Source organism: Candidatus Woesearchaeota archaeon, from assembly GCA_027858315.1.
GTDB lineage: Archaea > Nanobdellota > Nanobdellia > Woesearchaeales > UBA583 > UBA583.
This window is the reverse complement of sequence record JAQICV010000054.1, coordinates 1-24,026: the sequence shown is the minus strand read 5'-3', so window position 1 is coordinate 24,026 and position 24,026 is coordinate 1. Positions and strand designations below refer to the sequence as shown.

Annotated in this window: 27 protein-coding genes; 14 read left to right on the top strand and 13 right to left on the bottom strand. The window is 28.1% G+C overall.

All coding sequences use genetic code 11. The annotated features are described in order from the left end of the window. Nucleotides 1-59 precede the first annotated feature (59 nt). From rpsJ to PF569_04890, 3 genes are all read right to left on the bottom strand, one after another. The gene (gene rpsJ / locus PF569_04900) at nucleotides 60-368 is read right to left on the bottom strand and encodes a 30S ribosomal protein S10 (GenBank protein ID MDA3855572.1); all 309 of its coding nucleotides are present in this window, start codon (nucleotides 366-368) and stop codon (nucleotides 60-62) included. A 35-nt stretch (nucleotides 369-403) separates the two neighbouring features. Continuing rightward, nucleotides 404-1,678 carry a translation elongation factor EF-1 subunit alpha gene (gene tuf, locus PF569_04895; protein MDA3855571.1) on the bottom strand — a complete coding sequence of 425 codons (1,275 nt, stop codon included), beginning with the start codon at nucleotides 1,676-1,678 and terminating at the stop codon, nucleotides 404-406. Nucleotides 1,679-1,824: 146 nt separating this feature from the next. Beyond that, nucleotides 1,825-4,008: a hypothetical protein gene (locus PF569_04890; protein MDA3855570.1), complete on the bottom strand. Its 2,184-nt coding sequence runs from the start codon at nucleotides 4,006-4,008 to the stop codon at nucleotides 1,825-1,827. Between the two features lie 117 nt (nucleotides 4,009-4,125). Here PF569_04890 and PF569_04885 point away from each other — a divergent pair, with 117 nt between their 5' ends. The 3 genes from PF569_04885 to rlmN all read left to right on the top strand — a co-directional run bounded on the left by PF569_04885 (nucleotide 4,126) and on the right by rlmN (nucleotide 6,297). Then, nucleotides 4,126-4,452 (top strand): NMD3-related protein, encoded by a 327-nt coding sequence (locus PF569_04885; protein MDA3855569.1) that lies wholly within the window; start codon nucleotides 4,126-4,128, stop codon nucleotides 4,450-4,452. 75 nt (nucleotides 4,453-4,527) lie between these two features. Then, nucleotides 4,528-5,064 (top strand): hypothetical protein, encoded by a 537-nt coding sequence (locus tag PF569_04880; GenBank protein MDA3855568.1) that lies wholly within the window; start codon nucleotides 4,528-4,530, stop codon nucleotides 5,062-5,064. 198 nt (nucleotides 5,065-5,262) lie between these two features. Beyond that, the gene (gene rlmN, locus PF569_04875; protein ID MDA3855567.1) at nucleotides 5,263-6,297 is read left to right on the top strand and encodes a 23S rRNA (adenine(2503)-C(2))-methyltransferase RlmN; all 1,035 of its coding nucleotides are present in this window, start codon (nucleotides 5,263-5,265) and stop codon (nucleotides 6,295-6,297) included. Nucleotides 6,298-6,384: 87 nt separating this feature from the next. On the opposite strand, the gene PF569_04870 is transcribed toward rlmN, so the two are convergent. Further along, nucleotides 6,385-7,275: a hypothetical protein gene (locus PF569_04870; protein ID MDA3855566.1), complete on the bottom strand. Its 891-nt coding sequence runs from the start codon at nucleotides 7,273-7,275 to the stop codon at nucleotides 6,385-6,387. A 104-nt stretch (nucleotides 7,276-7,379) separates the two neighbouring features. Between PF569_04870 and PF569_04865 the strand changes: the two genes are divergently transcribed. Beyond that, the gene (locus PF569_04865; protein MDA3855565.1) at nucleotides 7,380-8,030 is read left to right on the top strand and encodes a hypothetical protein; all 651 of its coding nucleotides are present in this window, start codon (nucleotides 7,380-7,382) and stop codon (nucleotides 8,028-8,030) included. 43 nt (nucleotides 8,031-8,073) lie between these two features. After that, the gene (locus tag PF569_04860) at nucleotides 8,074-8,532 is read left to right on the top strand and encodes a hypothetical protein (protein MDA3855564.1); all 459 of its coding nucleotides are present in this window, start codon (nucleotides 8,074-8,076) and stop codon (nucleotides 8,530-8,532) included. A 3-nt stretch (nucleotides 8,533-8,535) separates the two neighbouring features. Here PF569_04860 and PF569_04855 read toward each other — a convergent pair whose 3' ends face one another. Then, nucleotides 8,536-9,495, bottom strand: coding sequence for a replication factor C small subunit (locus PF569_04855; protein ID MDA3855563.1), 960 nt, complete (start codon nucleotides 9,493-9,495; stop codon nucleotides 8,536-8,538). Nucleotides 9,496-9,631: 136 nt separating this feature from the next. On the opposite strand from PF569_04855, the gene PF569_04850 reads away from it, so the two are divergent. Together PF569_04850 and PF569_04845 are read left to right on the top strand one after the other, a co-directional pair. Further along, nucleotides 9,632-9,949, top strand: coding sequence for a chorismate mutase (locus PF569_04850; GenBank protein ID MDA3855562.1), 318 nt, complete (start codon nucleotides 9,632-9,634; stop codon nucleotides 9,947-9,949). A 15-nt stretch (nucleotides 9,950-9,964) separates the two neighbouring features. Next, nucleotides 9,965-10,642, top strand: coding sequence for a class I SAM-dependent methyltransferase (locus PF569_04845; GenBank protein ID MDA3855561.1), 678 nt, complete (start codon nucleotides 9,965-9,967; stop codon nucleotides 10,640-10,642). 7 nt (nucleotides 10,643-10,649) lie between these two features. Here the strand turns inward: PF569_04845 and PF569_04840 are convergent, their stop codons facing one another. The 3 genes from PF569_04840 to PF569_04830 form a co-directional block, all read right to left on the bottom strand. Further along, on the bottom strand, nucleotides 10,650-11,009 hold the full coding sequence (locus PF569_04840) for a hypothetical protein (GenBank protein ID MDA3855560.1): 360 nt from the start codon (nucleotides 11,007-11,009) through the stop codon (nucleotides 10,650-10,652). A 30-nt stretch (nucleotides 11,010-11,039) separates the two neighbouring features. After that, nucleotides 11,040-13,184 (bottom strand): CDC48 family AAA ATPase, encoded by a 2,145-nt coding sequence (locus tag PF569_04835; protein ID MDA3855559.1) that lies wholly within the window; start codon nucleotides 13,182-13,184, stop codon nucleotides 11,040-11,042. Between the two features lie 126 nt (nucleotides 13,185-13,310). Beyond that, nucleotides 13,311-14,006 carry a hypothetical protein gene (locus PF569_04830; protein ID MDA3855558.1) on the bottom strand — a complete coding sequence of 232 codons (696 nt, stop codon included), beginning with the start codon at nucleotides 14,004-14,006 and terminating at the stop codon, nucleotides 13,311-13,313. 104 nt (nucleotides 14,007-14,110) lie between these two features. Here PF569_04830 and PF569_04825 point away from each other — a divergent pair, with 104 nt between their 5' ends. After that, nucleotides 14,111-15,061 carry a hypothetical protein gene (locus tag PF569_04825; GenBank protein ID MDA3855557.1) on the top strand — a complete coding sequence of 317 codons (951 nt, stop codon included), beginning with the start codon at nucleotides 14,111-14,113 and terminating at the stop codon, nucleotides 15,059-15,061. A 4-nt stretch (nucleotides 15,062-15,065) separates the two neighbouring features. Here the strand turns inward: PF569_04825 and PF569_04820 are convergent, their stop codons facing one another. Both PF569_04820 and PF569_04815 read right to left on the bottom strand, forming a co-directional pair. After that, the gene (locus PF569_04820; protein MDA3855556.1) at nucleotides 15,066-16,235 is read right to left on the bottom strand and encodes an HD domain-containing protein; all 1,170 of its coding nucleotides are present in this window, start codon (nucleotides 16,233-16,235) and stop codon (nucleotides 15,066-15,068) included. 89 nt (nucleotides 16,236-16,324) lie between these two features. Further along, on the bottom strand, nucleotides 16,325-17,671 hold the full coding sequence (locus PF569_04815; protein ID MDA3855555.1) for an AAA family ATPase: 1,347 nt from the start codon (nucleotides 17,669-17,671) through the stop codon (nucleotides 16,325-16,327). Nucleotides 17,672-17,783: 112 nt separating this feature from the next. Here PF569_04815 and PF569_04810 point away from each other — a divergent pair, with 112 nt between their 5' ends. Beyond that, on the top strand, nucleotides 17,784-18,050 hold the full coding sequence (locus tag PF569_04810) for a hypothetical protein (protein ID MDA3855554.1): 267 nt from the start codon (nucleotides 17,784-17,786) through the stop codon (nucleotides 18,048-18,050). Here PF569_04810 and PF569_04805 read toward each other — a convergent pair. The 3 genes from PF569_04805 to PF569_04795 all read right to left on the bottom strand — a co-directional run bounded on the left by PF569_04805 (nucleotide 18,031) and on the right by PF569_04795 (nucleotide 19,526). Next, on the bottom strand, nucleotides 18,031-18,846 hold the full coding sequence (locus tag PF569_04805; protein ID MDA3855553.1) for a tyrosine-type recombinase/integrase: 816 nt from the start codon (nucleotides 18,844-18,846) through the stop codon (nucleotides 18,031-18,033). The genes PF569_04810 and PF569_04805 overlap by 20 nt on opposite strands. A 94-nt stretch (nucleotides 18,847-18,940) precedes the next feature. Continuing rightward, complete coding sequence (locus PF569_04800; GenBank protein MDA3855552.1) at nucleotides 18,941-19,300, bottom strand: hypothetical protein; 360 nt, start codon at nucleotides 19,298-19,300, stop codon at nucleotides 18,941-18,943. Between the two features lies 1 nt (nucleotide 19,301). Continuing rightward, the gene (locus PF569_04795) at nucleotides 19,302-19,526 is read right to left on the bottom strand and encodes a DUF1653 domain-containing protein (protein ID MDA3855551.1); all 225 of its coding nucleotides are present in this window, start codon (nucleotides 19,524-19,526) and stop codon (nucleotides 19,302-19,304) included. A gap of 185 nt (nucleotides 19,527-19,711) precedes the next feature. Between PF569_04795 and PF569_04790 the strand changes: the two genes are divergently transcribed. The 5 genes from PF569_04790 to PF569_04770 form a co-directional block, all read left to right on the top strand. Further along, nucleotides 19,712-20,902, top strand: a complete 1,191-nt coding sequence (locus tag PF569_04790) for an MMPL family transporter (GenBank protein MDA3855550.1) — start codon at nucleotides 19,712-19,714, stop codon at nucleotides 20,900-20,902. 76 nt (nucleotides 20,903-20,978) lie between these two features. Then, a complete protein-coding gene (locus tag PF569_04785; protein ID MDA3855549.1) occupies nucleotides 20,979-22,118 on the top strand; it encodes an MMPL family transporter in 1,140 nt (379 codons plus the stop codon). Further along, nucleotides 22,115-23,371, top strand: a complete 1,257-nt coding sequence (locus tag PF569_04780) for a hypothetical protein (protein MDA3855548.1) — start codon at nucleotides 22,115-22,117, stop codon at nucleotides 23,369-23,371. The genes PF569_04785 and PF569_04780 overlap by 4 nt, the downstream gene beginning before the upstream one ends. Further along, on the top strand, nucleotides 23,371-23,556 hold the full coding sequence (locus PF569_04775; protein MDA3855547.1) for a DUF2892 domain-containing protein: 186 nt from the start codon (nucleotides 23,371-23,373) through the stop codon (nucleotides 23,554-23,556). The genes PF569_04780 and PF569_04775 overlap by 1 nt, the downstream gene beginning before the upstream one ends. A gap of 60 nt (nucleotides 23,557-23,616) precedes the next feature. After that, on the top strand, nucleotides 23,617-24,026 hold a 410-nt coding region (locus tag PF569_04770; protein MDA3855546.1), incomplete at its 3' end, for a pentapeptide repeat-containing protein.

The window sequence follows — 24,026 nt, the reverse complement described above, 5'->3', positions numbered from 1 at the left end:
AAGCCAAACTCATCAGAATAAATATCATATTAATAATAAAATAAGAAAAAGAATCAAAATTAAATTAATTTAATTTCAATGTTAACCCCTTTAGGGATTTGAATCTTCATAATTTTTCTAAGAACTCTCTCATTAATTTCTAAATCGATTACTCTTTTATGAATTCTCATTTGAAATCTCTCAAATGAAGCTTTACCCTCACCATCAGGAGATTTTCTAGTTGTGATTTTTAATTTTTTAGTTGGCATTGGAATAGGTCCTCTAATACCTACACCTAATTTTTCAACAACATCTTTAATTTCATTAACAAATTCATTAATTCTATCAATATTGTCTCCAACTAGCTTAATTCTTGCTGAACTACTCATTTTTTATATATATAAATAAACTAATGAAAGAGTATTTAAAATTTTAACTCCTTCTTAACAGTTTCCATACATTGGCCTGCAGCAACAGTTTTACCTGAATCTCTAATTGCAAATCTTGCTAATTGAGGGATAGTATCTCTTGTTTCAATTACTACTGGTTTTAGTGGAATAAATTTAACAATTGCAGCATCACCATTTTTAATAAAATCTGGGTTCTCAGCCATGTCACCATTTAATCTCTTCACAATTTGTAAAACTCTACAAGAAACTTGTGCAGTGTGAATATGAAATACAGGAGAGTATCCAACTGTAATTACACTAGGATGATTTAATACAAGAACTTGTCCTGTAAATTCACTAACTAATGAAGGAGGAGCATCAACTGGACCAACTACATCACCTTTAGCTAAGTCACCTTTAACATAACCTTTAGCTGAAAATCCAACATTGAAACCAGGAGGTGCTTGCGCAACTTTCTCGTGGTGCATTTCAACATCTTTAACTTCACCAACCATACCAGTACCTTTTTTACCTGGAACTGCTACAATTTTCATACCTGATTTCAAAATACCAGTTTCAACTCTTCCTACAGGAACTAAACCTACTCCTTTAATTGAGTAAACATCTTGCAGAGGCATTCTTAAAGGTAAACTTGTTGGTTTTTCTCCAGTTTCAAATCCATCAAGCATTTGAAGTAAAGTTTCACCAGTCCACCAAGCCATATTATCAGATTTTTTAACTACATTGTCTCCCATAAGAGAAGCAATAGGTACAAATCTAATTGATTTGAATCCAAGAGGTTTTAATAAAGTCTCTAATTCAGTTTGTACTTCTTTGAATCTAGCTTCATCATATTTAACCATATCCATTTTGTTAACAGCTACTATTAATTGATCAATACCAAAAGTTTTGGATAAATAAGCATGCTCTTTAGTTTGCTCATTTACTCCATCAGTTGCAGCTACAACTAAAACACCTGCATCAGCTTGTGATACACCTGTAATCATGTTTTTAATAAAGTCTGCGTGGCCTGGAGCATCAATAATTGTATATTCATACTTGTCAGTCTCAAACTTTTTATGAGCAAGATCGATAGTAACTCCTCTCTCTTGTTCTTCTTTTAAGTTATCCATAACATACGCAAATTCAAAACCTGCTTTACCATTCTCTGCAGCTTTCTCTTTAAACTTCCTCATTTCTTGCTCTGAAACAGCTCCACCGTCAAAAAGCATCCTTCCTACTGTAGTTGATTTACCATGGTCTACATGACCGATGAATACAACATTAAAGTGTTCTTTATTACTTGCCATTTTTAATTTAATTGATTGTAATTTATGTTACAAAATCATAACATATTTAATAAAAAAGAACTGAAGGGGTTTTATAAAGATTTCGCAAATACGCCAAAAATGCTCTAAATCAAGACATTAAAAAAGATAAACTTAGAAATTCTAATTTATACAATAGAGCCTAAAACTTGCCACCCTACATACCCAAAGCCAATAATTCCAAGTGCTACTACAATTGAATACTTCACCATTCCACCAATCAATTTCTCACCCATTTGATACTTAAGCAAAATACTATCTTCACCATTTTCAAGATTAACAACCATATAAACCAAAATAATAATTAATGCAACTATGTAAAAACCAACTGATGCTTGAAATAAATAGGTAGGTATTCCCTCGCCAAGTAAATTACCCAATCCCGCAGCCCCCCCTGCACTCGATTCAATCTCTAAAGCCGCTGTTGCAGTACTAAGTGTTCCCATAATCATCGTAACTAGCGAAACAATTGCAATAACAATACCTGAAATAACAGGAGCTAAAAAAGCTAATTGCGCTTTCATACTAGAAATACTCTCTGCAAGTAAATCTTTCATCCTCTCTGCAGACATATGAATCTCACTTAAATATCTAGATAAATCAATCAAAGTTTTTGCAGTAATTTCTGGACCTTTTTCAATAGCATGAACCAATATCTTCATTGAACTAATAACCAAATCAGAAGGATATTCAATAATTGCACCTTTATCTTCATCAAAAATAGCTCTCTCAACACTCATACCTTCAAATTTAATATTAGAATCAATTATTGAGAAAAAAACTCCAGCCTCTGTCCCTTTCATAGTCTCAGCTACAGCACCAAACGAAAGTTCAGCAGAAATTCCTTCATTAATACGATTACCCAATTGAAAAGTTGCTGAAGGGAACTGTTCTTCCAATTTTCTTGTTTTATCACGAAGATGAATCAAATTCTGATACTTAAACCTCATATAATACCCAATACTAAAAGCAAAAGAAAGTGGGAAAAATAAACTTAAAATTCCAGGAAAAATACCATAAGGACCATAAACATACGAATCTCCACCATCAACATCAATAGTTTTATACTCTTGAAAATACGAAAAAGGTGATGATGAATCAGTAATCATTAAACCAAGTTTATCATTTAGAACAGTATCAATCCCAAAACCATGAAAAATTATCGGTGAAAGTCCTATAAACATAAAAACAACAAATATCATCAACGCAGGAATCTTAGGAGAAACATAGACATACTTATCTTTCCCAATTTTAATTTTCGCCTTTTGCATTTGTGCAAGTCCTTTCAAATTCTTAGGAGGTTTAATTGAATTAACTGATGAAGGTCTATTAAATATAATTAAAAAACCATAATATCCTACAAGAATTGGAATAATAATATCATAAAGAATAACTACAATCTGCCAAACTCCTTTAGGATTCCCCATAGATGCAGCAAGAGGTAAAATAATCAAACCCAAAATAGGAAGCACTACTCCAAGCATATTAAAAGAAGTAACTTTACCTCTAAGTTCTTGAGCAAAATGAAGCATTTTTTCATAATTGCCTTGTAAAATAATATCTAAAGCTTTCTCCAAAAGAGTAATTCTTCTAAGAGAATCTGATTCATACAGTGAACTCTCAATTAAATATATAGACTCTAAAAATTCCAAATTCTCATCCCTCCAAGCTTCAAGATAATGATCCATCGCAGTTTTAATATTTGGGTACTTTGAATTTTCTAAATCCCATAAAAGTCTCTTAAAATCAAGGGAAAGTGGTGCATTCAAATAATTAGCAGCAAAATTAATTGCTAACTCAAAATTAGAATTAAACCTCATAAACGCTACAATATAAAATATAGCAATAATTATCTGATCATTAGCTTTAGCCCTCATCCTCTTTGCTAAAAGACTAGGAATTTTAAGCAAAATAAAATAAGAAGATAATGCTATCAAAACAATTCCAATTCCAAAAGTAGAATTAACTAAATAAACTCCCAAACCTAAAAGTATAAGAAGTAAAGGATATAAAATTGCACTACTCATAACTCCATTAGGAGTACAATTTAAATGAGCAGAAAACAAAGCCTCAGAAATCTTCTCTTCAGACTTCTTATCAGGAGCAATTGAAATTATACTCTCAGAAAAATCACAAAACTTTTCATAAAAATTAATTGAAGACGGTAAAGACTCTGTTCTAAACTTTTCATAATCAATAGAATTCTCTGAATCAAAATTAGAACTACCAGACAAACTATCTAAAGTTTTATCATCAAGCTGTTTTTTCAATTTATCTTCAAAACTCTTCATAAATAAGTCTTTCTCATTCATACTATATAATAAAAATCATATAATATTAATATAAAATTATGATGTAACTTTAAAGGAGAAATAATGAAAAGTATATTAAAACTAATATTTATAAAAAACATAACCTTTCTAATATATATGTTTAAAAAAACCTGTTATGAATGTGGAGCTAAAGTTGATACTCTATTTGAAGGATTATGCAGTAAATGTATAAGTGAAGATAGTCCTCCAATTCAAGAAATAACACCTCTAAATTTGAAATACTGTAATTCATGTAAAAAAATCAACATCAACAACCAATTAATAACTAGAGAAGAATTAGAAAGAAGACTCCCAGATATAATAAAAAGAAATATAAAAATAAATAAAAACTATACCTTAGAAAATCTTGAAATTAAAAACTTTGGAATCGAAGGAGCTAAAATTAGTTTTGATGTTGGAGTTAATTGTAAATTAAAAGAATAAAACTTCTAATCAACTTCCTTTTTCTATTTTATAGTTAAAATAAATCTATTAATAAAAACAAATTATATTTTATCTATGTTTAACCCTTTCAAAAAAAAAGAGAATGAATTCAAGCTAGATGATTACGAACTTCCTTCTTTAGGAGATAGTACTCCAAATAATGAAGAATTGATGCAATCGCCCTTCCCAACAAATCCTAGTCTTGAAACTACTCAACAAAATAATCCTAGTGAAATACCAAACTCTATACCTTCTCAAACTAATTCTCATGAAAATTCTTTCAATGAAGAAGAATATTTGAAAAATGGAAACACTCAAGCGCAACAACAATTCAGTAATCCATATATGAACACACAATTAAATACTCCACAAGAAAACCAACAACAAGATTATAATAATAATAATCAAAATTCTAACACTCAAAACCTTCACAATGATATAACTAAAGCAAAATTAGACTCTATAGAAAGTAGAGTAACACTAATGGACTCCAAATTATCATCAATTGAACAAAAATTAGAGATTCTAACAAAACTTATCATGGAAGAAGTAAGCGAAGAAACAAAACGAAAATTAAAACTTGATAACATGATGGATAAGGTTAGAAAATAATTATCTAATTTTATAAAGCTATTTAATTTCTAAATTAAATCGATTAAAAATATAAAATATTTTTATTTCTATTTGAAGTTCTAACTTCAAATTTATGTTTTTATTTAATTAAAACATGACCAAAAATAATTTTATTATTTTTGATTGTACCGAACGCACAAAGTAAGTGATAGTATAAATATTTAAAAACAAATTTCTATTCTAAATACTATGTACGAAAATATAAAAACTTATTTTGAAGAGAAAAAAATACCTAAATTTCGATCTAAACAATTCGAAAATGCAATATTTAAGCAATTTATTTCTTCCTTTGATGAGATTACTGTATTCCCTAAACATCTAAGAGAAGAACTAGAAAAAAATTGTGAATTACACTCATTAGAATTAATTCATACTCATGATGCAAAAGACACTACAAAATTCTTACTAAAAACAAAAGATAATAATTTTATTGAGAGCGTTCTAATGTATCACAAAGATGGTAGAAGAACTCTATGCGTATCATCGCAAATTTTTTGCGCTCTAGGATGCACATTTTGCGCAACTGGAGCTAATCAATACAAAAGAAACTTAACAACTGAAGAAATAGTTCAGCAAGCAATATTTGTATCTAAATTATTAAAAAAAAATGATGAAAGAATAACAAATGTAGTATACATGGGAATGGGAGAACCATTCTTAAATTATGAAAATGTAGTTGAAAGTATCAAAATTTTCAATGATGAAAAGTATTTCAATATTGGAGCTAGACATATAACTGTCTCAACTGCAGGAATAATCCCACAAATTTATGAATTTACCAAATTAGGACTTCAAGTAAGACTGGCAATATCACTTCATGCAGCAAATGAAAAACTAAGATCAATGCTTATGCCAATTAATGATAAATATTCCCTAAAAGAATTAATAGAAGCAACAGATAATTTCACAACCAAAACAAATAAAAGAGTAACATTTGAATATGTACTAATCAAAGATATAAATGACCAAATATCAAATGCAAAAGAATTGGCACAACTTCTAAGAGGAAAACTTGCATTTGTAAATCTTTTAGTATACAATCCTCATGAATTCGCTAAATTTGAAAAACCAACTTTAGAAATAGTAAAAAAATTCAAGGAAACACTAGAAAATGAAGGAATTGAATGCGCAATAAGAAGATCTATGGGAGATGATATCTCCGGTGCTTGTGGACAACTTAGTGGAAAAGAAAAGAAAAAAAATCAACCATAAATAATTACTCCTATTGTAATTATCAATTCTATCACTCATTTCATTCGTTCAAAACTTTGTTTATACAAAGCTTCAAAAATTTGAAGTTTAATTTTTACTTATCAAAATAAATAATTCATTATCAACTTCAAATTGTTCATATTCCCACCCTTTTTTATTCAAAAAATTAAACAACCAATTTCTCTTCTCAATTTTAAACTCTCTCTTAGATTGTAAAGACCTAGTTGGAAATGATACTACAATATGTTTAGCAGGAATTTTTTCTAAAATCTCTTTTGAAATATTCTTTCTAACTTCTTCAAAACTATCAAGTGCTTTAAACAAAAATACTAAATCAGATTCCAAAAAGTCTGAATCTTCAAAAATTTTCATATCTGTAATATCATATGCTCTTGCAACTCCATTTATTTTATTCTTATCAAAAAACTCCTGAACAAAACCCATATCAAAATTACTCAAATCTGAAGAGAAATACTCAACATCATCAAAATACTCCTTAACAAAAAAATAACTTAAAGGATTAAGACCACAAGCCAAATCTGCAATTTTCTTAGGAGTCTTCTGAAATTGTTCTGATGACTCCTGAAAATCTTTGGATTTAGACTGCACATACCACCTAAATATATTAGAATAAATTTCATCATAAAATTCAAATCTCTCCTTCGTTGATTTATGCAATTGAAGTAAATCATCAACATCTGAATCTATCTTTTTCTTAAAAAAATCATTTGATAAAAAACTCCCATAAATAATATTTAATTCTGACCTTACTCTTTTTACAATTTCTTTAAAATATTTATTTTTTTCAATTCCAATAGTACCTTTCTTCTCAACTTGCAATCTTAATTTCTTAAAAACATCACCATAAGTTAAAATAAATTTATCTAATTTAGAACTAACATAATTTTTATCAAGGCCTCTTAGAATTTTAGTATCTAAAATTTCCTTAACTAAAAGTTCTTTAAGTTCCCCCATCATAAATAAAACTAAAATTCGAATATTTATATAACTAATGAGAATATTAAAATAACTACTTTAAAGTAACATTTATAAACATTTATATATCTAAATTATAATATACAATGAATAAAACTCTAGAATTTTATGAAAGACCTATCCTAATTAGAACAAATGAAGAATTTATCTATTCTACTCTAAAATTTAATTCTTTAGATAAAAGAGTTCAAAATTTAACCAAAATTAAAAATAAAAGTCCAACTGAATGGTTCTTAAAAGATATAATTCAAACATATCCTCATCTTACATACTACAAAAATAGTCTTAATCCAATTAAAAGATTAGAAACAATATTTATAGATTCAGTTCATAAAATTTCTAAAGAAGGTTTAGAATCAGGATTTGATTCTGAAACTATTAATTTACAAAATATATTATATATCATGGATGTAAAAGATAGAGAAATTACTGGAAGTATAAGTAAACTAATGGAACATAATAAAAAGACTGAACAAGAAGCATTATTTAGATTTAAGGGAATAAAAATAATTGGAATTGGAAATAATATTAATGAAAGATATGATAGAAAAACAGAAGTAAATGAAAACTACAACAAATGGGTAACAGTAAAAAATGTGAAAAAACTTGGAGAAAAAATAACAAAACAAGAACAAGAATTTTTAAAAACTTATTTGAGTCCAGGCCCTAAAACATTAATAATTAATCAATTAAATTTACTTAGAAAACCAGAAATAACTCAATATACTAATCTTTAATAACAACAATATTTTTTAAAAGATAAGCACAAAACATTTCTTAATGAGAAAAAACTATAAAAAATATGGTTATTCTGAAATAGTATTTAACGATTCAAAAACAAGAAGATTATATCATAAATATTTACATCAAACAATATTTGATAAAATTTTAAATTTTTTAGTTATTGCTGCAATAATTACAACTATAACAACATTAATTATAGATTATATAATTAATTTGAACCCTATAATCTCACACACACTACATGGATTTTCAAACTTCATTCTACTAATCTTTGTATTCGAATTATTAAGAGAATACGCCAAACAATCAACTAGAAAACAATTTTTCAAGAAACATGCAGTAGATTTTATATTAATTGCATTCTTAAGCTTTTATTTTATATTCATTAAACTAATCGGAATAATTAATTTCTCATCCATAAGTAAATTGTCAGAATTAATTTATAAAATCAAAAATATAAAGATAAGTACAAAATTATTTATTAAAGAAAAATAAAAATTAATTAAGCAAACTCATCATTGCAAGCATTGCTTCAAGTTGCAACTCTTCATCACTCCCTTCAACAATTCTAAACTCAACTGTTGCAATCCTATCAACAAATTTAACTTTAGTTTTAGGTTCAATATCTAAATTAATTACTTGCTTGTAAATCTCTTTTAAAATTTCAAGAGCAGTAAGACCTCGAATAGTTTTTAATTTTATCATCACATCTCTTGCTTTAAAAAAATCACCATTAATTGCAAAATTAACCATCTCAATTACTTCATCAGGATTAACAAACTCTAATACCTCATCTAACAATTTAGTAGATATGATTTTATTAATTGAAGATGATGACTGTAATGTATTCAAAAGTTTTCTAACATCACCTTCAGAAATTTTAAGTAACAAATCTTTTGCATCTTCTTCAATAGTTAAACCTTCATCCTTTGCAACCTTTTCTAAAAGTGAGAATAAAGCATCATTCTTCAAAGGTTTGAATTTAAATATAACACACCTAGACTGAATTGGATCAAGTATTTTTGAGATCTCATTACAAGCTAAAATAAATCTACAAGATGCACTGTATTTTTCCATTGTTCGCCTTAATGCTTGCTGCGCATCTTTTGTTAAAGAATCAGCCTCATCTAAACAAATAATTTTATAAGGAACTTGGGCGAGCGACTTAAGCTTTGCAAATTCTTTAATTTGATTACGGATGACATCAATTCCTCTATCATCTGAAGCATTCAGTTCTAAAAAATTACCTCTAACACCACCTTTACCATAAAGTTCTCTTGCAACAACAAGTGCAGTTGTAGTCTTACCAGTCCCAGGAGCACCTGCGAAAAGTAAATGTGGCATATTCTTAGACTCTAAAAATGCCTTAATTCTGGAAACAAAATACTCTTGACCTACAATCTCATTGAAAGTTTGTGGTCTGTATTTATCTACCCAAATTTGATTTGAATTACTCATAATATATAAAATGTAAAATACTTTTAAATAGTTTTGTTTTAGTTGAATTTAAAAAATTAAAATAATACACTCCAAAAATTAATATTTTTATCATGTTTTACAAAAGTTTAAAAACCTTGAAAATTTAAGAAATTTTATGGAAAGCAATATGTTAGAAAATTATGATAAACAAATTACTGAAATTGACTATGAAATTCTAATTTTAATAAAAAGAAGATATTTAATGGTAAAAAAACTAGGTAAATATCAACACGACAATAAATTAGAATTAAATCGTATAAGATATGATGACAAAACAAATGATAGAGTTATTGCTAAATCAGCAGAAATGGGAATAAGAGAAGGATTCACAAGACAATTATTCCTAGAAATAATAGCAGAATGCAAAAGAGAACAAACTATATTTCTTGAAAAAAAATATCCAGAATTAGTAAAACCAGAAGAGAACGAATAAAAATAAAAAATTCAAATGGAATCAGACTTAGAGAAAATAGAAATTAAAACTATTTTAGAAACATTAGATTTTGAAAATCAAATTGTTTTAGAAATAGGCTGCGGTGATGGAAGAATTACAAAACAAATTGCCCCTCACGCAAAAAAAATATATGCAATAGACAATGATGAAAAAGAAATAGAAAAAGCAAAAAATCTCAATATTAAGAATGTAAGATTCAAAGTAGATAATGGAGAAAATCCCGATTTTCCAAAAAACTTCTTTGACATCGTAATCTACTCTCTATCTCTTCATCATTTAAATGCTAAAGAATCACTAAACAACATACTTCCACTACTAAGGTCAAATTCAATGATATTAGTTATTGAACCATATTACCATTCAAAATTAGGTGAAGTGTATTATCAAGTAGCAAAAGATGAAGAAGAATTAATAGAAAGAACTTACTATTATCTTACTGCCACAAAAAATATAATATTAAACGACATAATCCCATATGAAATTTTTCATAAATATGAAAACTTTAACGAAGTAATTGAAAATATTGAAAAAGATTTAGAACAAAAAATTAATAATGAACAAAAAGAGAAGATAAAAATTATTTTAGATATCAACGACGAAAATCAAAAATTAAAAATTTCAGATAAAATGAATTTATTTTTAATCAATTATAAAAGAAGTGGATCTTCTTAAAAATTAATTATCTCTTCAAAAATTCTAAAATCTCGTAAACTCTACCTGAATAAAAATATTTTTTAGAATCATCGATTTTTAATAGATTTCCCTCTCCTTTCAAAAATAAACCATTCTCATAACTATAATTATATCTTAAATTAGTACTAGGGTCATAAATTTGAGATTCTCCTTTATCGCCTCCAAAATTATTAGCAATACATAAAATAGGAATTGACTTCCAATTAAAATCACGATTATCGGAAGAATTATATAAATAAGTAGGTATATTAATAATTAATTGAATTCTTTCACTTTGAACTCCAAAAAAATCCTCCAAAGTAAACTTTGTAGATTCTTTAAAACCTGTTTCAAAATTAAATAACATAAAAATAAAAATAAATCTAAATTTAAAAACTTAATTCTTCCTACTTTTAATCTCTTTAATTGCTAAATCAAAATATTTATTAAAAACATCAATTCTTTCTTCTTTAGATTTTCTCTCACGAATCGCAAACAATCCTGCTTTCTGACAAACTCCTTCAATTTCAGCTCCACTAAATTTATCAGTTAATTTTGCAAGTTCAATAATCTTAACATCTTTAAATAAAGGCATATTCTTAGTATGAATTTTAAAAATCGCCTCTCTTGTTTTTTCATCAGGAAGTCCAATCTCAATAATTGAATCTAACCTTCCAGGTCTTTTTAAAGCATCATCAATCAAATCTGCTCTATTAGTTGCAGCAATAATTGAAACACCTGTTAATTCTTCAATACCATCAAGTTCAGTTAATAATTGATTTACAATTTTATCTGCAGAATCATTATTTGAACCTCCTCTTGCTGATGCAATACTATCAAACTCATCAAAAAATATTACGCAAGGCGCAACTTGTTTTGCCTTCTTAAAAATCTCTCTAACTGCTTTTTCAGATTCACCAACCCATTTAGAAACTAATTCAGGACCTTTAACACTAATAAAATTAGCTTCGCTCTCAGTTGCAACAGCTTTTGCAAGTAAAGTCTTTCCAGTACCAGATGGACCTGACAACAAAATCCCTTTTGGCGCTTTAATTCCTGCTTCTCTAAAAACTTCAGGTTCTCTTAGAGGCATCTCAACCATTTCTTTCAAATCTCTCTTAGCATCTTCAAGACCTCCAATACTATCCCATTTAACATTAGGTTTTCTAATTAAAACTTCTCTCATTGCCGAAGGCTCAACCTTATTCAAAGCTTCATTAAAATGAGACATCTTAATTTTAATACTCTCTAAAACATTAGTTGGTATTTGATGCTCTGTCTTAATCAAATCAGGAATCCAAGTCTTAAGAGCTTTCATTGCAGCTTCTTTAGTCAAAACTTCTAAATCTGCTCCTGTAAAACCATGAGTCACTTCTGAAATCTTATCTAAATCAACAATATCAGTATCAAATATTTTACCTTCTCTAGAAACATCTTCTTTCTTAACAAGTGGCATTCCTCTAGCATGAACATCTAAAATCTGTCTCCTACCTTCTCTATTAGGTGGATTAATTGCAATCTCCCTATCAAATCTACCAGGTCTCCTCAAAGCTGGATCAATTGAATTTTGTCTATTAGTTGCAGCAATAACTACAACATTACCTCTCCCTTTAAGTCCATCCATAAGTGTAAGCATCTGAGAAACAATTCTTCTCTCAGCTTCACCAGTAACATTATCTCTATTAGGCGCAATTGAGTCAATCTCATCAATGAAAATGATTGCTGGAGAGTTCTTTTCAGCCTCATCAAAAATATCCCTTAAATGCTTCTCAGACTCGCCATAAAACTTACTCATAATCTCAGGTCCATTAATAACTTTAAAATGAGCATCAAGTTCATAAGCAAGAGCCTTTGCAAGTAAAGTCTTTCCAGTTCCAGGAGGACCATAAAGCAAAACTCCTTTAGGAGGAGAAATACCAATTCTCTCAAAAACTTCAGGATGTTTCATAGGAATCTCAATCATTTCACGAATAGCAGAAACTTCTTCCTTTAATCCTCCAATATCATCATAAGTAACAGTAGGAACTTTCAAATCTCCTGGCTTAACAACTTTATCCGAAATATTCAATTTAGTCTTTCCAGTAATTCTAACATACTTTTTAGGAGAAGTTTTAGTTACAACATAATGTAGTGTTGTACCCATAATATTAAAATATAAAACATTTCCTTTAACAAGAGGCTTCCCAACCATCTTCTCTAAAAAAATCTTGCTAGGGTCACCTGTAAATTTAACTTCTTCTGTAGGAGAAATCTCAATACTCTTTGCTTCAACAACTGAAACTCTAGCAACATCAACATCATCACCAAGTCCAACTCCTACATTACTTCTCAAAGAAGAATCCATCCTAATTAAATTCAAACCAAAGTCTTCAGAATTACAGCCCATAGCTTTTGCTATAGTCTCAGATTTACCTCTAATTAACAAATAATCACCATTAGAAATACCTAACCTATCTAAAATATCAGGTTCAACTCTTACTATTCCACGACCAATATCTTCATGATAAGTCTCGGCAACATTTAATTTAACTTTATTATCCATTTTAATCACCCAATACTATTATAAAATAAGTATAGAATATATTTTTTATAAAACTTTGTGAGTATATAAATAGCCCGCAAAGGCTTAGAAATGTCTTCATTTCAAGATTATTTGAAATTTCTAATATTATTTCTCTTGACAAACTCCATAATCATCATCTTGTGACGCATAAAAACATTTAAGTCCAAATTCACAATCACCCTTATCTAATCCACCACACTCATCACCTACTTTTTGAAGTACAATAGTATTGTAATCAAACTCACAAACAGGAAAACCACATTCAGTTTTACAAGACTCTTCATCAGTAGAACATAATGCAGGACACTCATTCCATGAACCTGAAAACAATTTACAAACATTCCCATTTTCAATTTCAGTTGCAATATCATCTTGCACTAAATTCTCTGATTGCTTATCACCATCCAAAACTTTAATCTTAATAACTTCCCTATCCTTCTTATAACTCAATTCATAACAATCTTCACAATTAAATAAATTTGTTCTAATATAATAAATCTTGGAATTTGGATACTTAACTTCTAAATATGAAAGCCACTCTTTCTCATAAGTTTCAAGTCCAGTATTAAATTTAATATCATCAATTAAATTAAAATCTTCTAAATCGGAATTATCTGCGCAAGCAATCTCAGTACACATAATTTCACCATCTATACAAGAACAAGTATTACAATCATTCTTCCAAGTCTCTTCATTTAAATGTTCTCCACAATCAAGTGGAACTTTAACTTCTTCAGTTTGAGAACATCCTACAAAAACAAATACAAGCAAAACTGTGCATAGAATCAATATTTTTTTCATATCTATAACTAAAGTTTAGAATTAATAAATCTTGGTATTAAATAAGAATACTTTCTCCACTAAGAAAGAGTAAAATATATAAATGTTTAAAATTAGAATAAAATATGAAAGTAGGAATAAGTTTCACAAATAGACCTGAAGAGAGAATGTATGGTTTTAGTCAATATAGAGAAGACAAAACAAAATTTACAGGAATCGATATGCAAGTATCTCCTGAAGTTGAAAAAGCTGTAGAATTAACAAAACCAATTTGGTCACAATATAGTAATCTTCCCCTAGTTGTTATGTACAATGCAACCAGAGAAAATGGCAACAGAGGAATAACTTTGGCAAGTGGAGTTAGTGATGTTGTAGAAAGTAATGGTCTAGCTCCATTTGTTAGATCAAAAATAAGAACAAAAATTAACATCAATGGAACTCCAAATGAAAATGGTGAGATTGATTTGAATACTGCAGAAGATTTAGAAATAAGTCTATATGCGGCAAGACAATTTTTTTCAAAAGATTGGGGAAAAGCATTAAAACAATATGATAATAAATCATTAATCCATATTTTAGAAGAACTAAATTTTACATTAAGATGGAATAAGGATCAATTTGATGATTGGAGCAACTTGGATCTTTGGCTAAAAGATTATGATTCAAAACAATTAGGAAGAAAAGGATTTGATCTTGACAAAACTACTTATGCAGTATCTACTACAGGTTTTTTAACTCAAAGAGATAATTCTCAAAGAGCAAACCCAGAAGATATAAAGAAACTTATCAAAAAAATAGGCGGAAGACAATCCAGAAGTTTACCAATATCGTCATTTATGGATGGAATTACTGAATTACATGAGTATAGTGGTAATGGACCAAATTCATTATTAAAAAAAATATACAATGATGGAGTTTATAGAAAATGTCCAATTGTTGGACATACAAATATTGCATCAAAAATGGGTTTCCCAATTCAACATCATATAAAAGGATTAAGCAAAATGCAAGGAGTAGAGTATCTTTTTGGATGCATACTTCCAGAAATACAAGGTAGAAAATTTTTAAATAGATAAAACATTATACCTCTACATCTCTAGGATAAATTACAAAATCAACTTTCCAATTCTGCTTCTTGTAAAATTTAATCAAATCAGAAACCTCATCAATTCTTTTAATCTTATCTCCGAAGTCTACATAAATATCAGTTTGAACAATATTAATTGGGAAACTAAATTCACTAAAATAATAATTAATATCATACCTCTTTGCAACTTCTTTCTTAATTTTATTAATATTGATTTTATTATAATTCATACTAACAACCTTGAATTTTCCTCTATTAACATACATCGAACACAAATCACTCAATATTCTATCCGAATGTTCAGCCCATTCAAAAACTTGAGCAATAATTACTACATCATTTAATGCCTGCAAATTCTCTAGAGTATTCTTTTTATCAAAGAAAGCAAGAAGATGTTTATTCACTTTAATATCAATTTTATCCTTTAAAAGTTCACGTACTCTATCAAAAATTTTCATAAACAAGAATTCATACTCGACAGCAAATTTATGCAAATAGACTGTCTTAAAGAGATTAACTCTTTGTGTAATCAAATCCTCAACAGAAGAAAGTGCGGAAGGTTTAATTACAAGTTTCCCATCTTTAATATACATATGTTCAATAATGAAATCAACCTCTGCAACACCATAACTAACTCCTGCAAAATATGAATCTCTAGCCATATAATCTAATTTATCAACATCAATAGAAGAAGAAATCAAATAATAATAAGGACTCTTACCTTCAAGTAACTTAGCAACATCACTCAAACCTAAATTTATCAAAATCTCACGAGTAGTTTTTTCATGATTAAAATGAGGAAAAGCTCTCTCCCAAAAATGAGAAAAAGGACCATGCCCTAAATCATGAAAAAGAGCAGCAAGTATTAACAATTCTTTCTCCTTATCAGAAATTTTCATAAGTTTATTTTCAAAAACTTTCTTCATCAAATGATAGACTCCTAAACAATGTGAAAATCTTGTATGATTCGCAGAAGGATAAACAAAATCAACAAAAGTTGTCTGTTTAATATGACGCAATCTCTGAAACTCTTTCAAATCCAGATACTTCTTATGCTCAGGTTCAACAAAAATTTGTTTGTACAACGGATCCTTAATTATAATTCTAGATTCTGATTTTTTTTCAAAATCGCCACATTCTAAAAATTTGGATTCTTTCTTCATATAAATCATGAGCGTTTATTTATTATAAATATATTCTTTTATATAGAAAAAAAGTAAATAAAAATTTGACATAATTTTAAATTTTGTGATCACAAACTTCTCAAAGCTTTTCTAGTTGCATCATCAATTTCTAACTTCTCATCCATTGCTTTTGCAAACTCCTTATCATTTTGATACTGCATTGCAAAATAAAACAAATCCCTTTTTCTACATCTAACAACTGAACAAGAATAAAGCTTTGAAAGTTTTTCAATAAACCTTAAAGGCACATCATTCTTCTTCTCAATTTTTGTTCTCCCACGAAGAGCATTTACTTGATTCCCATAAATCCATTTCTTAAGTATTCTTTGATTTTTTTTGTAAATACTTTTCTTAGGAGAACCCTTACAAGTAGAAACTCCAAATGTCAAATAGAAATTAACATAAACTAAAAATCTCCAATACTGCCATTTCATAATTCTTCCTCTAAAAACATCAGCTTTCGCAATCTCATTAAATGCTTGAATAAGCGCTCCCTTTGCATAAACATTAGGCGTATTTTCTTCCAAATATAAAAATAAATCATCTAAATTAACATCAGAATTAAAAGTACTTCTAACACTATCTTCAGGATATGAAAAATAAATTTTATCCATCAAACCTTCTATCTTTTTCTTATAATCACGAATTTCTAAATCATCATTCAATATAAATTTTTTATTAATCACATTCGCTTGAATATCGTTAATAAAACCACGAATATCTGAAGTCTCACGAAGATCAACAAACTCTTCTAACTCTTTTTTATCATAAGAAACATTCTCGCTAATCAATATTCTCTCACCAATCCCAACCAAAAGCTCTTTAGAATTATTAACAAAATCAACCACTAAACATTGTTTCTTTAATGCTTTAATCTTGTCCGAATCAATATCATTTGCAGTAAAAACCATTGGATACCTAGAAGCTTTCAAATGTTTAACAATCTCTGCAACACCTCCTCTATCATTACTTCCAGAAACACCATCAACCTCATCAATTAAAAGTAACTTTTCTTTCCCAAACAAAGATTTTTGTTTAATTACATCACCAATACTAGAATCAATAGAATTTTTATTACGACTATCAGAAGCATTAACTTCAAAAACTTCATAATCATATTTTTCTCCAACCAAATTAAGAGTAGTAGTTTTACCACTTCCAGCAGGACCATAAAGTAAGAGACCTCTACCAGGTTTAAATTTTTCAATAAAATCAATAATCTTTTTAATCTCAGAAGTAACTATCATATCATCAAAATTTTTAAGCTGATATTTCAGAAACCAAGGTAAATACCTTTCTTCATCTTTAGAAAAATAATCTACTCTAATCTTATCAAAATCAACCTCTAAATTAGTGTCCTCTATACTCTTAGGTTTATCATCCTTAACCTCAACACCAAATTTAGATAGATCCATTTTTAACTATACTAAAAGAATATCTTTTATCTTTAAAAAGATTTGTTGTTATATAAATTTAAACAAATTCAGTATTAGAAAATTATTTAAAGACAAAAAAAGAAAAATAAATATGAATTATAAAATTAATAAAAAAGCACTTTTCGGATTAAAAATAAATTACACTAAAACTCCTGGCAGAAAAGTTGAACCATATTCTAAAAAAATTGACGCACTAACAAATCAATTAAAAGAAATAAATAACACAATAAAAAAAGATAAACTAAATGAAGCTGAAATAAAAGAGTGTGAAAGAAGAAAAATAATAATTGAAAAAGAAAGAGAACTTGAAAAGAATAGATTGAAAAAATTAAAGAGAGCTAATCTAGAGGACTCTTAATTTTCTTTAGTTCTTTTGATGAAACCTGAGCATAAATTTGAGTAGTTTCAAGAGATGAATGTCCTAGTAATTCTTGAATTTTTCTAATATCAACTCCAGCCTCGAGTAAATGAGTTGCAAACGAATGTCTTAATGTATGAATATGAACCTCTTTTGAAATATCAGCTTTAAGTTTTGCCTTTTCAATAATCATTTGAACACTTCTAGGACTAAGTGGGTCTCCCTTTTTATTCACAAAGACAAAATCTTTATCTTTCTTATACTTCGTAAATTCAGCTAAGTCCTTGGAAATTCCAGTTGATAATATAGACATCCTATCTTTTCCACCCTTACCATCTCTAATCCAGATAACATTCTCATTAAAATCTAAATCTTTTTTCCTAAGACTAGTAGCTTCAGACAAACGAAGCCCTGAAGAATAATATAATTTCAAAATCAGCTTATGTTGTCGATTTACAACTGAATCAAATAATTTTGTAAGTTCTTCCTTTGATAAGACAATAGGAACTGACTTCTTAATTTTTGGCGTTTTAATCTCAAATTTATTCCCTAAAATCTCATTATAATAAAATACAATTGCAGACTTAATAAGTGCAATACTCCTAGCAGAAAGACCTTTACCTAATTTTTCAGATAAATACAATTTGACATCATCTTCAACAATTTCTTTAGGATCCTTTTCAATATATACTAAAAAATGTCTATTATAAAGTTTATACATCTTAATAGTTTGTGGAGAAAAACCTCTTAATTTAAGTTCAGTCTCAATTTTTTTAAGATGTAAAGAATTATCCATAAATAAGAATTAAAAGTTATATTATTTAAATCTATTTGTAATTTTCAATTTCAAATAGTAATAAACGAATATAATGAGTGAGTGTATTATTTAATTATTCAAAAGAACAATACGGAACGCACTGCATAGTACAAAATTCCGCTTCAGGATTATTCCTACAAGCACTTCCACACTCATTAAATGTCCCACCTAAAAATTCACACTTCTCCATAGATATAAATTCACATTCATTAAATTCTTCAATCCATCTTCCATCATTATTTAAACACTCTCTTTGTAAATTAAATTCTTCAACAAAAATCTCACCTTCTACGCTACATTGTCTTGGGTAAGTTTCCATAATGGGATTTCCAACTGCTAAGCAATCATCAAAATTTGTAATTTTAACAACTTCACTACAAGCAGAAAAAACAAATAAAAAAATAAAAAATAAAAATAAATTAAACTTACTCATCTTATTCACCAATATATACAAACCTATCAACAAGTTCACCATCAACTCTTTTTTTAGATAAAAAAATAGTAACAGGTCTTACCCACATCTCATCCTCTCCATCATTATTTGCATGTGTGTATACAACCATTTTCTCCATAGTTTCAGAATGTCTCCCAATACCTATAACAGTACAAATAAATCCTTTAAAATGTTTATACTTTCCTAATCTTACAATAGCTTCCATATAAGTATTAAATAAACTTTAAACTTTATAAGAGTTTTCTAATTAAAAATAAAATAAATCTAAAACTCAAAGGAAGTAGTTCTAAAAACTAGCACATAAAAGTGTGAGACAAACCACTCTAAATTCATGATTTGAAACCATTTATAAATAAAGGAATCTATGTACTTACTACCAAAAAAGTAAAAATGGCTAAAATCTATGAAAAACTGTTGAAAAAAGTTGCACATTTTCAAGTTGAAAATCCGTACTTAACAGTTGGTATTATATTAGTTCTAAGTATAATGATACTTGGAGGAGTTTCTCAAGTGAAAACTGTTGCATCTCTTGAACAAATGATGCCTAAAGATGTTGAAGAAATCAGTGCATTTAATGTATTAAGAGACAATGATTTAGGTCAAGATATGATTGCAATAGTCATTCAAACAAATCGAGACTCTTCAGATCCAAACTCAATCATGGACATAAGAAACAAAAAAGTCTACGAATATACTAACGAACTAACCAAACTTGTAGAACGAGAACCTGATGTAATTGAAACATATTCCTATTCAAAAATTCTTGATTTCTATTCACAAAATTCTGTAAATGATGAAAACTATTATTCTTTAATTGATACTCAGCCAATAAAAACTCAACTTAGAAATTTTATTAATGATGATTCAACAATTAGTATAATAATAGTAACAACTGATATTAGTGCAGATGATTCAAGAATGAATCTTTTATCATCAAAGATTAAAGAACTAATCTCAGATGTTCCACCTCCAAGGGGAACTGAAATTAAATTAACTGGAACTCCAATAATTCAACAAAAATTAGGAGAACTAATTAATGCAGATAGGACAAACACACAATGGATTTCATTATTTTTTGTATTTACAATTACAGTTATAATATTTAGATCTCTAAGCAGTGCTCTTGTCCCAATAATTGTCGTATACACAAGTATCAATTGGCTATACGGAACTATGGGTTATGCAAACTTACCTATATCAACACTTGCAGGTGGAGTTGCAGCAATGGTAATTGGAATAGGAATTGATTTTTCAATTCATATAATAAACAAATTTAAATATGAAAGAAAAAATGGAAATTCAATAAAAAATTCAGTTGAACTTGCAATAACACATACTGGAAAGATATTAACTGTAACTTCATTAACTACAATCTCAGCATTCCTTGCATTTTTAATTGGAGCTATGCCAGAGATGGGTAAATTTGGAGTATTAATGGCAATAGGAATTGGATACTCTTTAGTATTTTCAATATTTGGCCTACCAGCTCTTCTAATAATTGAAGAAAGATTCGTCTATTATTTAAAATCCAAATTCAAATTTGGAATTGAGGGTGAATTTCATCTGGAGGAGAATAAATGAAACAAAGTAAAATACATAGTATTGCTTTGTTAAGGAATTTTATTGAAATTTCTTCATTTTTATACGAGGTAAAAAAATGAAACAAAGAAAGGAAAAAAAAGGACTAGAAAAAATTGCAGAACAAATTGTTAATATGCAAACAAAATATCCTAAGAAAATCCTTTGGGTATTCTTAATACTTGGTCTATTAATAGCACCAGGTATTTTAAAACTAGTTGACAATGTAGAACCTTCTTTAGAAAAAGTTCTTCCTCAAGAAATTGATGAGATTAAAACAATGAATCTTATGAGGTCTGAATTTGGTGCTGATATGATATATTTAATAGTATATGTAGAAGAACCACTAAATGATATTAGAAATGCAAGATATATAAAATATATTGATATACTATCTCAAAAAATAGACTCAAGAGAATCAGTTATAAGAATTCAAGGAATTCAAGATATAGTAAAAGAGATGCACAATGGAATAATTCCTGACTCCGAAATTGAGATTAAAGAGAGTATTAAAGTTAATCCCTTTAGTAATCAATATGTAAATAGAGATTATTCATTTACTGTATTAAAAATTCAAACAAACACAGGTTCATCTGCAAAATTAATAAAAGAAACAATTGTTGGAATCGAAGACGATATTCAAAGTCTAGAAAGTTTGAATCCTGGAACAAGAATTCAAATAACAGGATTTAGTGCAATCGATAAAGTTACATTTGATATCATAATGAAAGACTTTGGAGTAATCACTCTATTTTCAATGAGTTTTGTTGCAATAATTGTTTTCATAACATTTGGTTCATTAAGTAGAGGAATGATGCCTATGATTATTGTAATGAATGCTCTTCTTTGGACAATGGGAATTGTGGGTTATTTAGGCCTTACTCTAACTGTAGTCTCAATGGTTTCAGCAGCAATGATAATGGGACTTGGAATCAACTTTGGAATACTAGAAGTTTTTAGCTATTATGAACTTAGAAAAACAAAAGCTCAGAAAGAATCTTTAATTGAGGTTATGAGTGAATTATTAAGAGCCCTATTAGGAGCATCTTTAACAACAATTGCTGGATTTTTAGCTCTATTATTTGGAGTATTACCAGCAATGAAGAATCTAGGAATAATCCTTGCAATAGGAATATTCACAACACTAATTGGAGCAATATTTTTGCTGCCAACAATTATATATCTATACGATAGAAACACAGAGGTAAAGACAAAATGAAACAAGATAAAATAAATAAAATTATATTAACAATATTTTCAATGTTATTATTCATGCAAATTTCATTTGCTGCATTAAACATAAATTATATTCAATACGACCCTGCAATTATTGCAGCTGGAGACGAAGTGGACATTATTATTCAATTCGAAGATACAAGCACATTCCTTGATGATACAATGATAGGAAATGATGATTATACATTTAAAGTAACGCTTACTCCAGATGATGATATCTCAAGGGAGTATATTACCATCTTAGATTCACAAGGAGATGATTTGCATGGTACTCTATACGCTGCGCAAAAATACAATAAAGTCTTTAGAGTAAAAGTTGCTCAAGATGCGCCATCTGCAAACTACCAATTTGAACTTGTAGGTCAATGGTATAAAAATGGTGTTGCAATAGATTCAGAAAGATCTCTAAAATTTGAAATGGATGTAAAGAAAGAAGGAATCATCTTAGAAATTTCAAAGATAAATACACTCCCTGCTCAAGTAAGACCTGGAGATAAATTTGTAGAAGTTAAAACTTTAATTGAGAATGTTGGAAGTAAAGATGCAAAATCTATCGAAATACAATTAAACTTACCTGAAAATACTGGCGCATCATATTCAGATAATAACAGACAATGGATTGGAAGATTAAATGCTGGAGAGAATAGAGAAGTAATTTTCTTTATCAACTTAGAAGATGAAATAGCACCTGGGATATATGATTTAGATTTTAATTTCAATTACATGGATTTAGATGATAATACTTACACAAAAGATAGGAAAATTCCTCTATTAGTTAAACCAAGATCATATCTAGAAATTGAAAAAGTTGAAGGTGAAGGTCTTGCTGGACAAAATGGTATATTAAAAGTTTGGGTTAAAAACACTGGAGAGCAAAGTGCTGAGAGTGTTGATGTAAGAATGTTAAAACAAAATTCACAACCATTCGAATTAGATGTTCGTTCAGACTACATCGGAGAACTTGAAGCAGGAGAAAGCGGACTTGCAATATTTAACTTCAAAGTAAACTCAGATGCAGATATAAAAATTCATGATTTCAAATTAATCTTAAGATCAAAAGGTGATACTGACGAAGGTGATGATACAATTTACACTTACAACAGAAGAGCATCATTTGATGTAACTGGAGAAGCTCCAAACTATTATCTATATATTGGTGCAATTGGAGTATTAATATTAATAATTGTAGTAATATTCAACAAAAAAGGAAATAAAGAAGATAAAAATAAGAAATAATGGAAATAGAAAATAAAATTAATATAATTGCAGGAAGTTTTATCTTCATCTCTACGCTTTTAAGCATAATTCATAATCCAAATTGGATATATGTAACAATGTTTGTAGGACTAAATTTATTTCAATTTGGATTTACAAATTTTTGTCCACTTAAAATCATTCTAAAAAAATTAGAAAAAATTTAATTTTCACTAATTCTTAAAAAACAAACAAACTAATATAAACAAAAATTAATCCATATCAATATGGAATACGAAAACAAAGAATTTGATGAAGAAATTTTCAACAATATTGATTTCTCAAATAAATCTTTTCAGAATTCTAAATTTATTGATTGTATTTTTGAGAACTGCAACCTTTCAAACACAAATTTAGAAAATACTAAGATTCAAGATACAAAATTCAAAAATTGTAAAATGTTAGGTTTAGACTTCTCAAAATGTAATGAATTTTTAATTTCATTCAACTTTGAAGATTCATTTATTTCAATGTGTATTTTCTCTAATCTAGATCTAAATAATATAAATTTCAATAGTTGTCAGATATTTGAATGTGACTTTTTTAAAACAAATCTAACCAAATCAAACTTTGAAAAATCAGATTTAAAAGGTAGTAAATTTGAAGACTCAAATTTAACTCTAGCATCATTTAAAAA

Bases quoted from the DNA above. Each gene is read 5' to 3' on its own strand.
- PF569_04885 (MDA3855569.1), top strand. From the start codon at position 4,126: ATGTTTAAAAAAACCTGTTATGAATGTGGAGCTAAAGTTGATACTCTA.
- PF569_04845 (MDA3855561.1), top strand. From the start codon at position 9,965: ATGGAATCAGACTTAGAGAAAATAGAAATTAAAACTATTTTAGAAACA.
- rpsJ (MDA3855572.1), bottom strand. From the start codon at position 368: ATGAGTAGTTCAGCAAGAATTAAGCTAGTTGGAGACAATATTGATAGA.
- PF569_04835 (MDA3855559.1), bottom strand. From the start codon at position 13,184: ATGGATAATAAAGTTAAATTAAATGTTGCCGAGACTTATCATGAAGAT.
- tuf (MDA3855571.1), bottom strand. From the start codon at position 1,678: ATGGCAAGTAATAAAGAACACTTTAATGTTGTATTCATCGGTCATGTA.
- PF569_04855 (MDA3855563.1), bottom strand. From the start codon at position 9,495: ATGAGTAATTCAAATCAAATTTGGGTAGATAAATACAGACCACAAACT.
- PF569_04775 (MDA3855547.1), top strand. From the start codon at position 23,371: ATGGAAATAGAAAATAAAATTAATATAATTGCAGGAAGTTTTATCTTC.
- PF569_04805 (MDA3855553.1), bottom strand. From the start codon at position 18,846: ATGGATAATTCTTTACATCTTAAAAAAATTGAGACTGAACTTAAATTA.
- PF569_04865 (MDA3855565.1), top strand. From the start codon at position 7,380: ATGAATAAAACTCTAGAATTTTATGAAAGACCTATCCTAATTAGAACA.
- PF569_04800 (MDA3855552.1), bottom strand. From the start codon at position 19,300: ATGAGTAAGTTTAATTTATTTTTATTTTTTATTTTTTTATTTGTTTTT.
- PF569_04810 (MDA3855554.1), top strand. From the start codon at position 17,784: ATGAATTATAAAATTAATAAAAAAGCACTTTTCGGATTAAAAATAAAT.
- PF569_04850 (MDA3855562.1), top strand. From the start codon at position 9,632: ATGGAAAGCAATATGTTAGAAAATTATGATAAACAAATTACTGAAATT.
- PF569_04785 (MDA3855549.1), top strand. From the start codon at position 20,979: ATGAAACAAAGAAAGGAAAAAAAAGGACTAGAAAAAATTGCAGAACAA.
- PF569_04890 (MDA3855570.1), bottom strand. From the start codon at position 4,008: ATGAATGAGAAAGACTTATTTATGAAGAGTTTTGAAGATAAATTGAAA.
- PF569_04830 (MDA3855558.1), bottom strand. From the start codon at position 14,006: ATGAAAAAAATATTGATTCTATGCACAGTTTTGCTTGTATTTGTTTTT.
- PF569_04870 (MDA3855566.1), bottom strand. From the start codon at position 7,275: ATGATGGGGGAACTTAAAGAACTTTTAGTTAAGGAAATTTTAGATACT.
- PF569_04780 (MDA3855548.1), top strand. From the start codon at position 22,115: ATGAAACAAGATAAAATAAATAAAATTATATTAACAATATTTTCAATG.
- PF569_04880 (MDA3855568.1), top strand. From the start codon at position 4,528: ATGTTTAACCCTTTCAAAAAAAAAGAGAATGAATTCAAGCTAGATGAT.
- PF569_04860 (MDA3855564.1), top strand. From the start codon at position 8,074: ATGAGAAAAAACTATAAAAAATATGGTTATTCTGAAATAGTATTTAAC.
- PF569_04815 (MDA3855555.1), bottom strand. From the start codon at position 17,671: ATGGATCTATCTAAATTTGGTGTTGAGGTTAAGGATGATAAACCTAAG.
- PF569_04840 (MDA3855560.1), bottom strand. From the start codon at position 11,009: ATGTTATTTAATTTTGAAACAGGTTTTAAAGAATCTACAAAGTTTACT.
- PF569_04825 (MDA3855557.1), top strand. From the start codon at position 14,111: ATGAAAGTAGGAATAAGTTTCACAAATAGACCTGAAGAGAGAATGTAT.
- PF569_04790 (MDA3855550.1), top strand. From the start codon at position 19,712: ATGGCTAAAATCTATGAAAAACTGTTGAAAAAAGTTGCACATTTTCAA.
- PF569_04820 (MDA3855556.1), bottom strand. From the start codon at position 16,235: ATGAAGAAAGAATCCAAATTTTTAGAATGTGGCGATTTTGAAAAAAAA.
- PF569_04795 (MDA3855551.1), bottom strand. From the start codon at position 19,526: ATGGAAGCTATTGTAAGATTAGGAAAGTATAAACATTTTAAAGGATTT.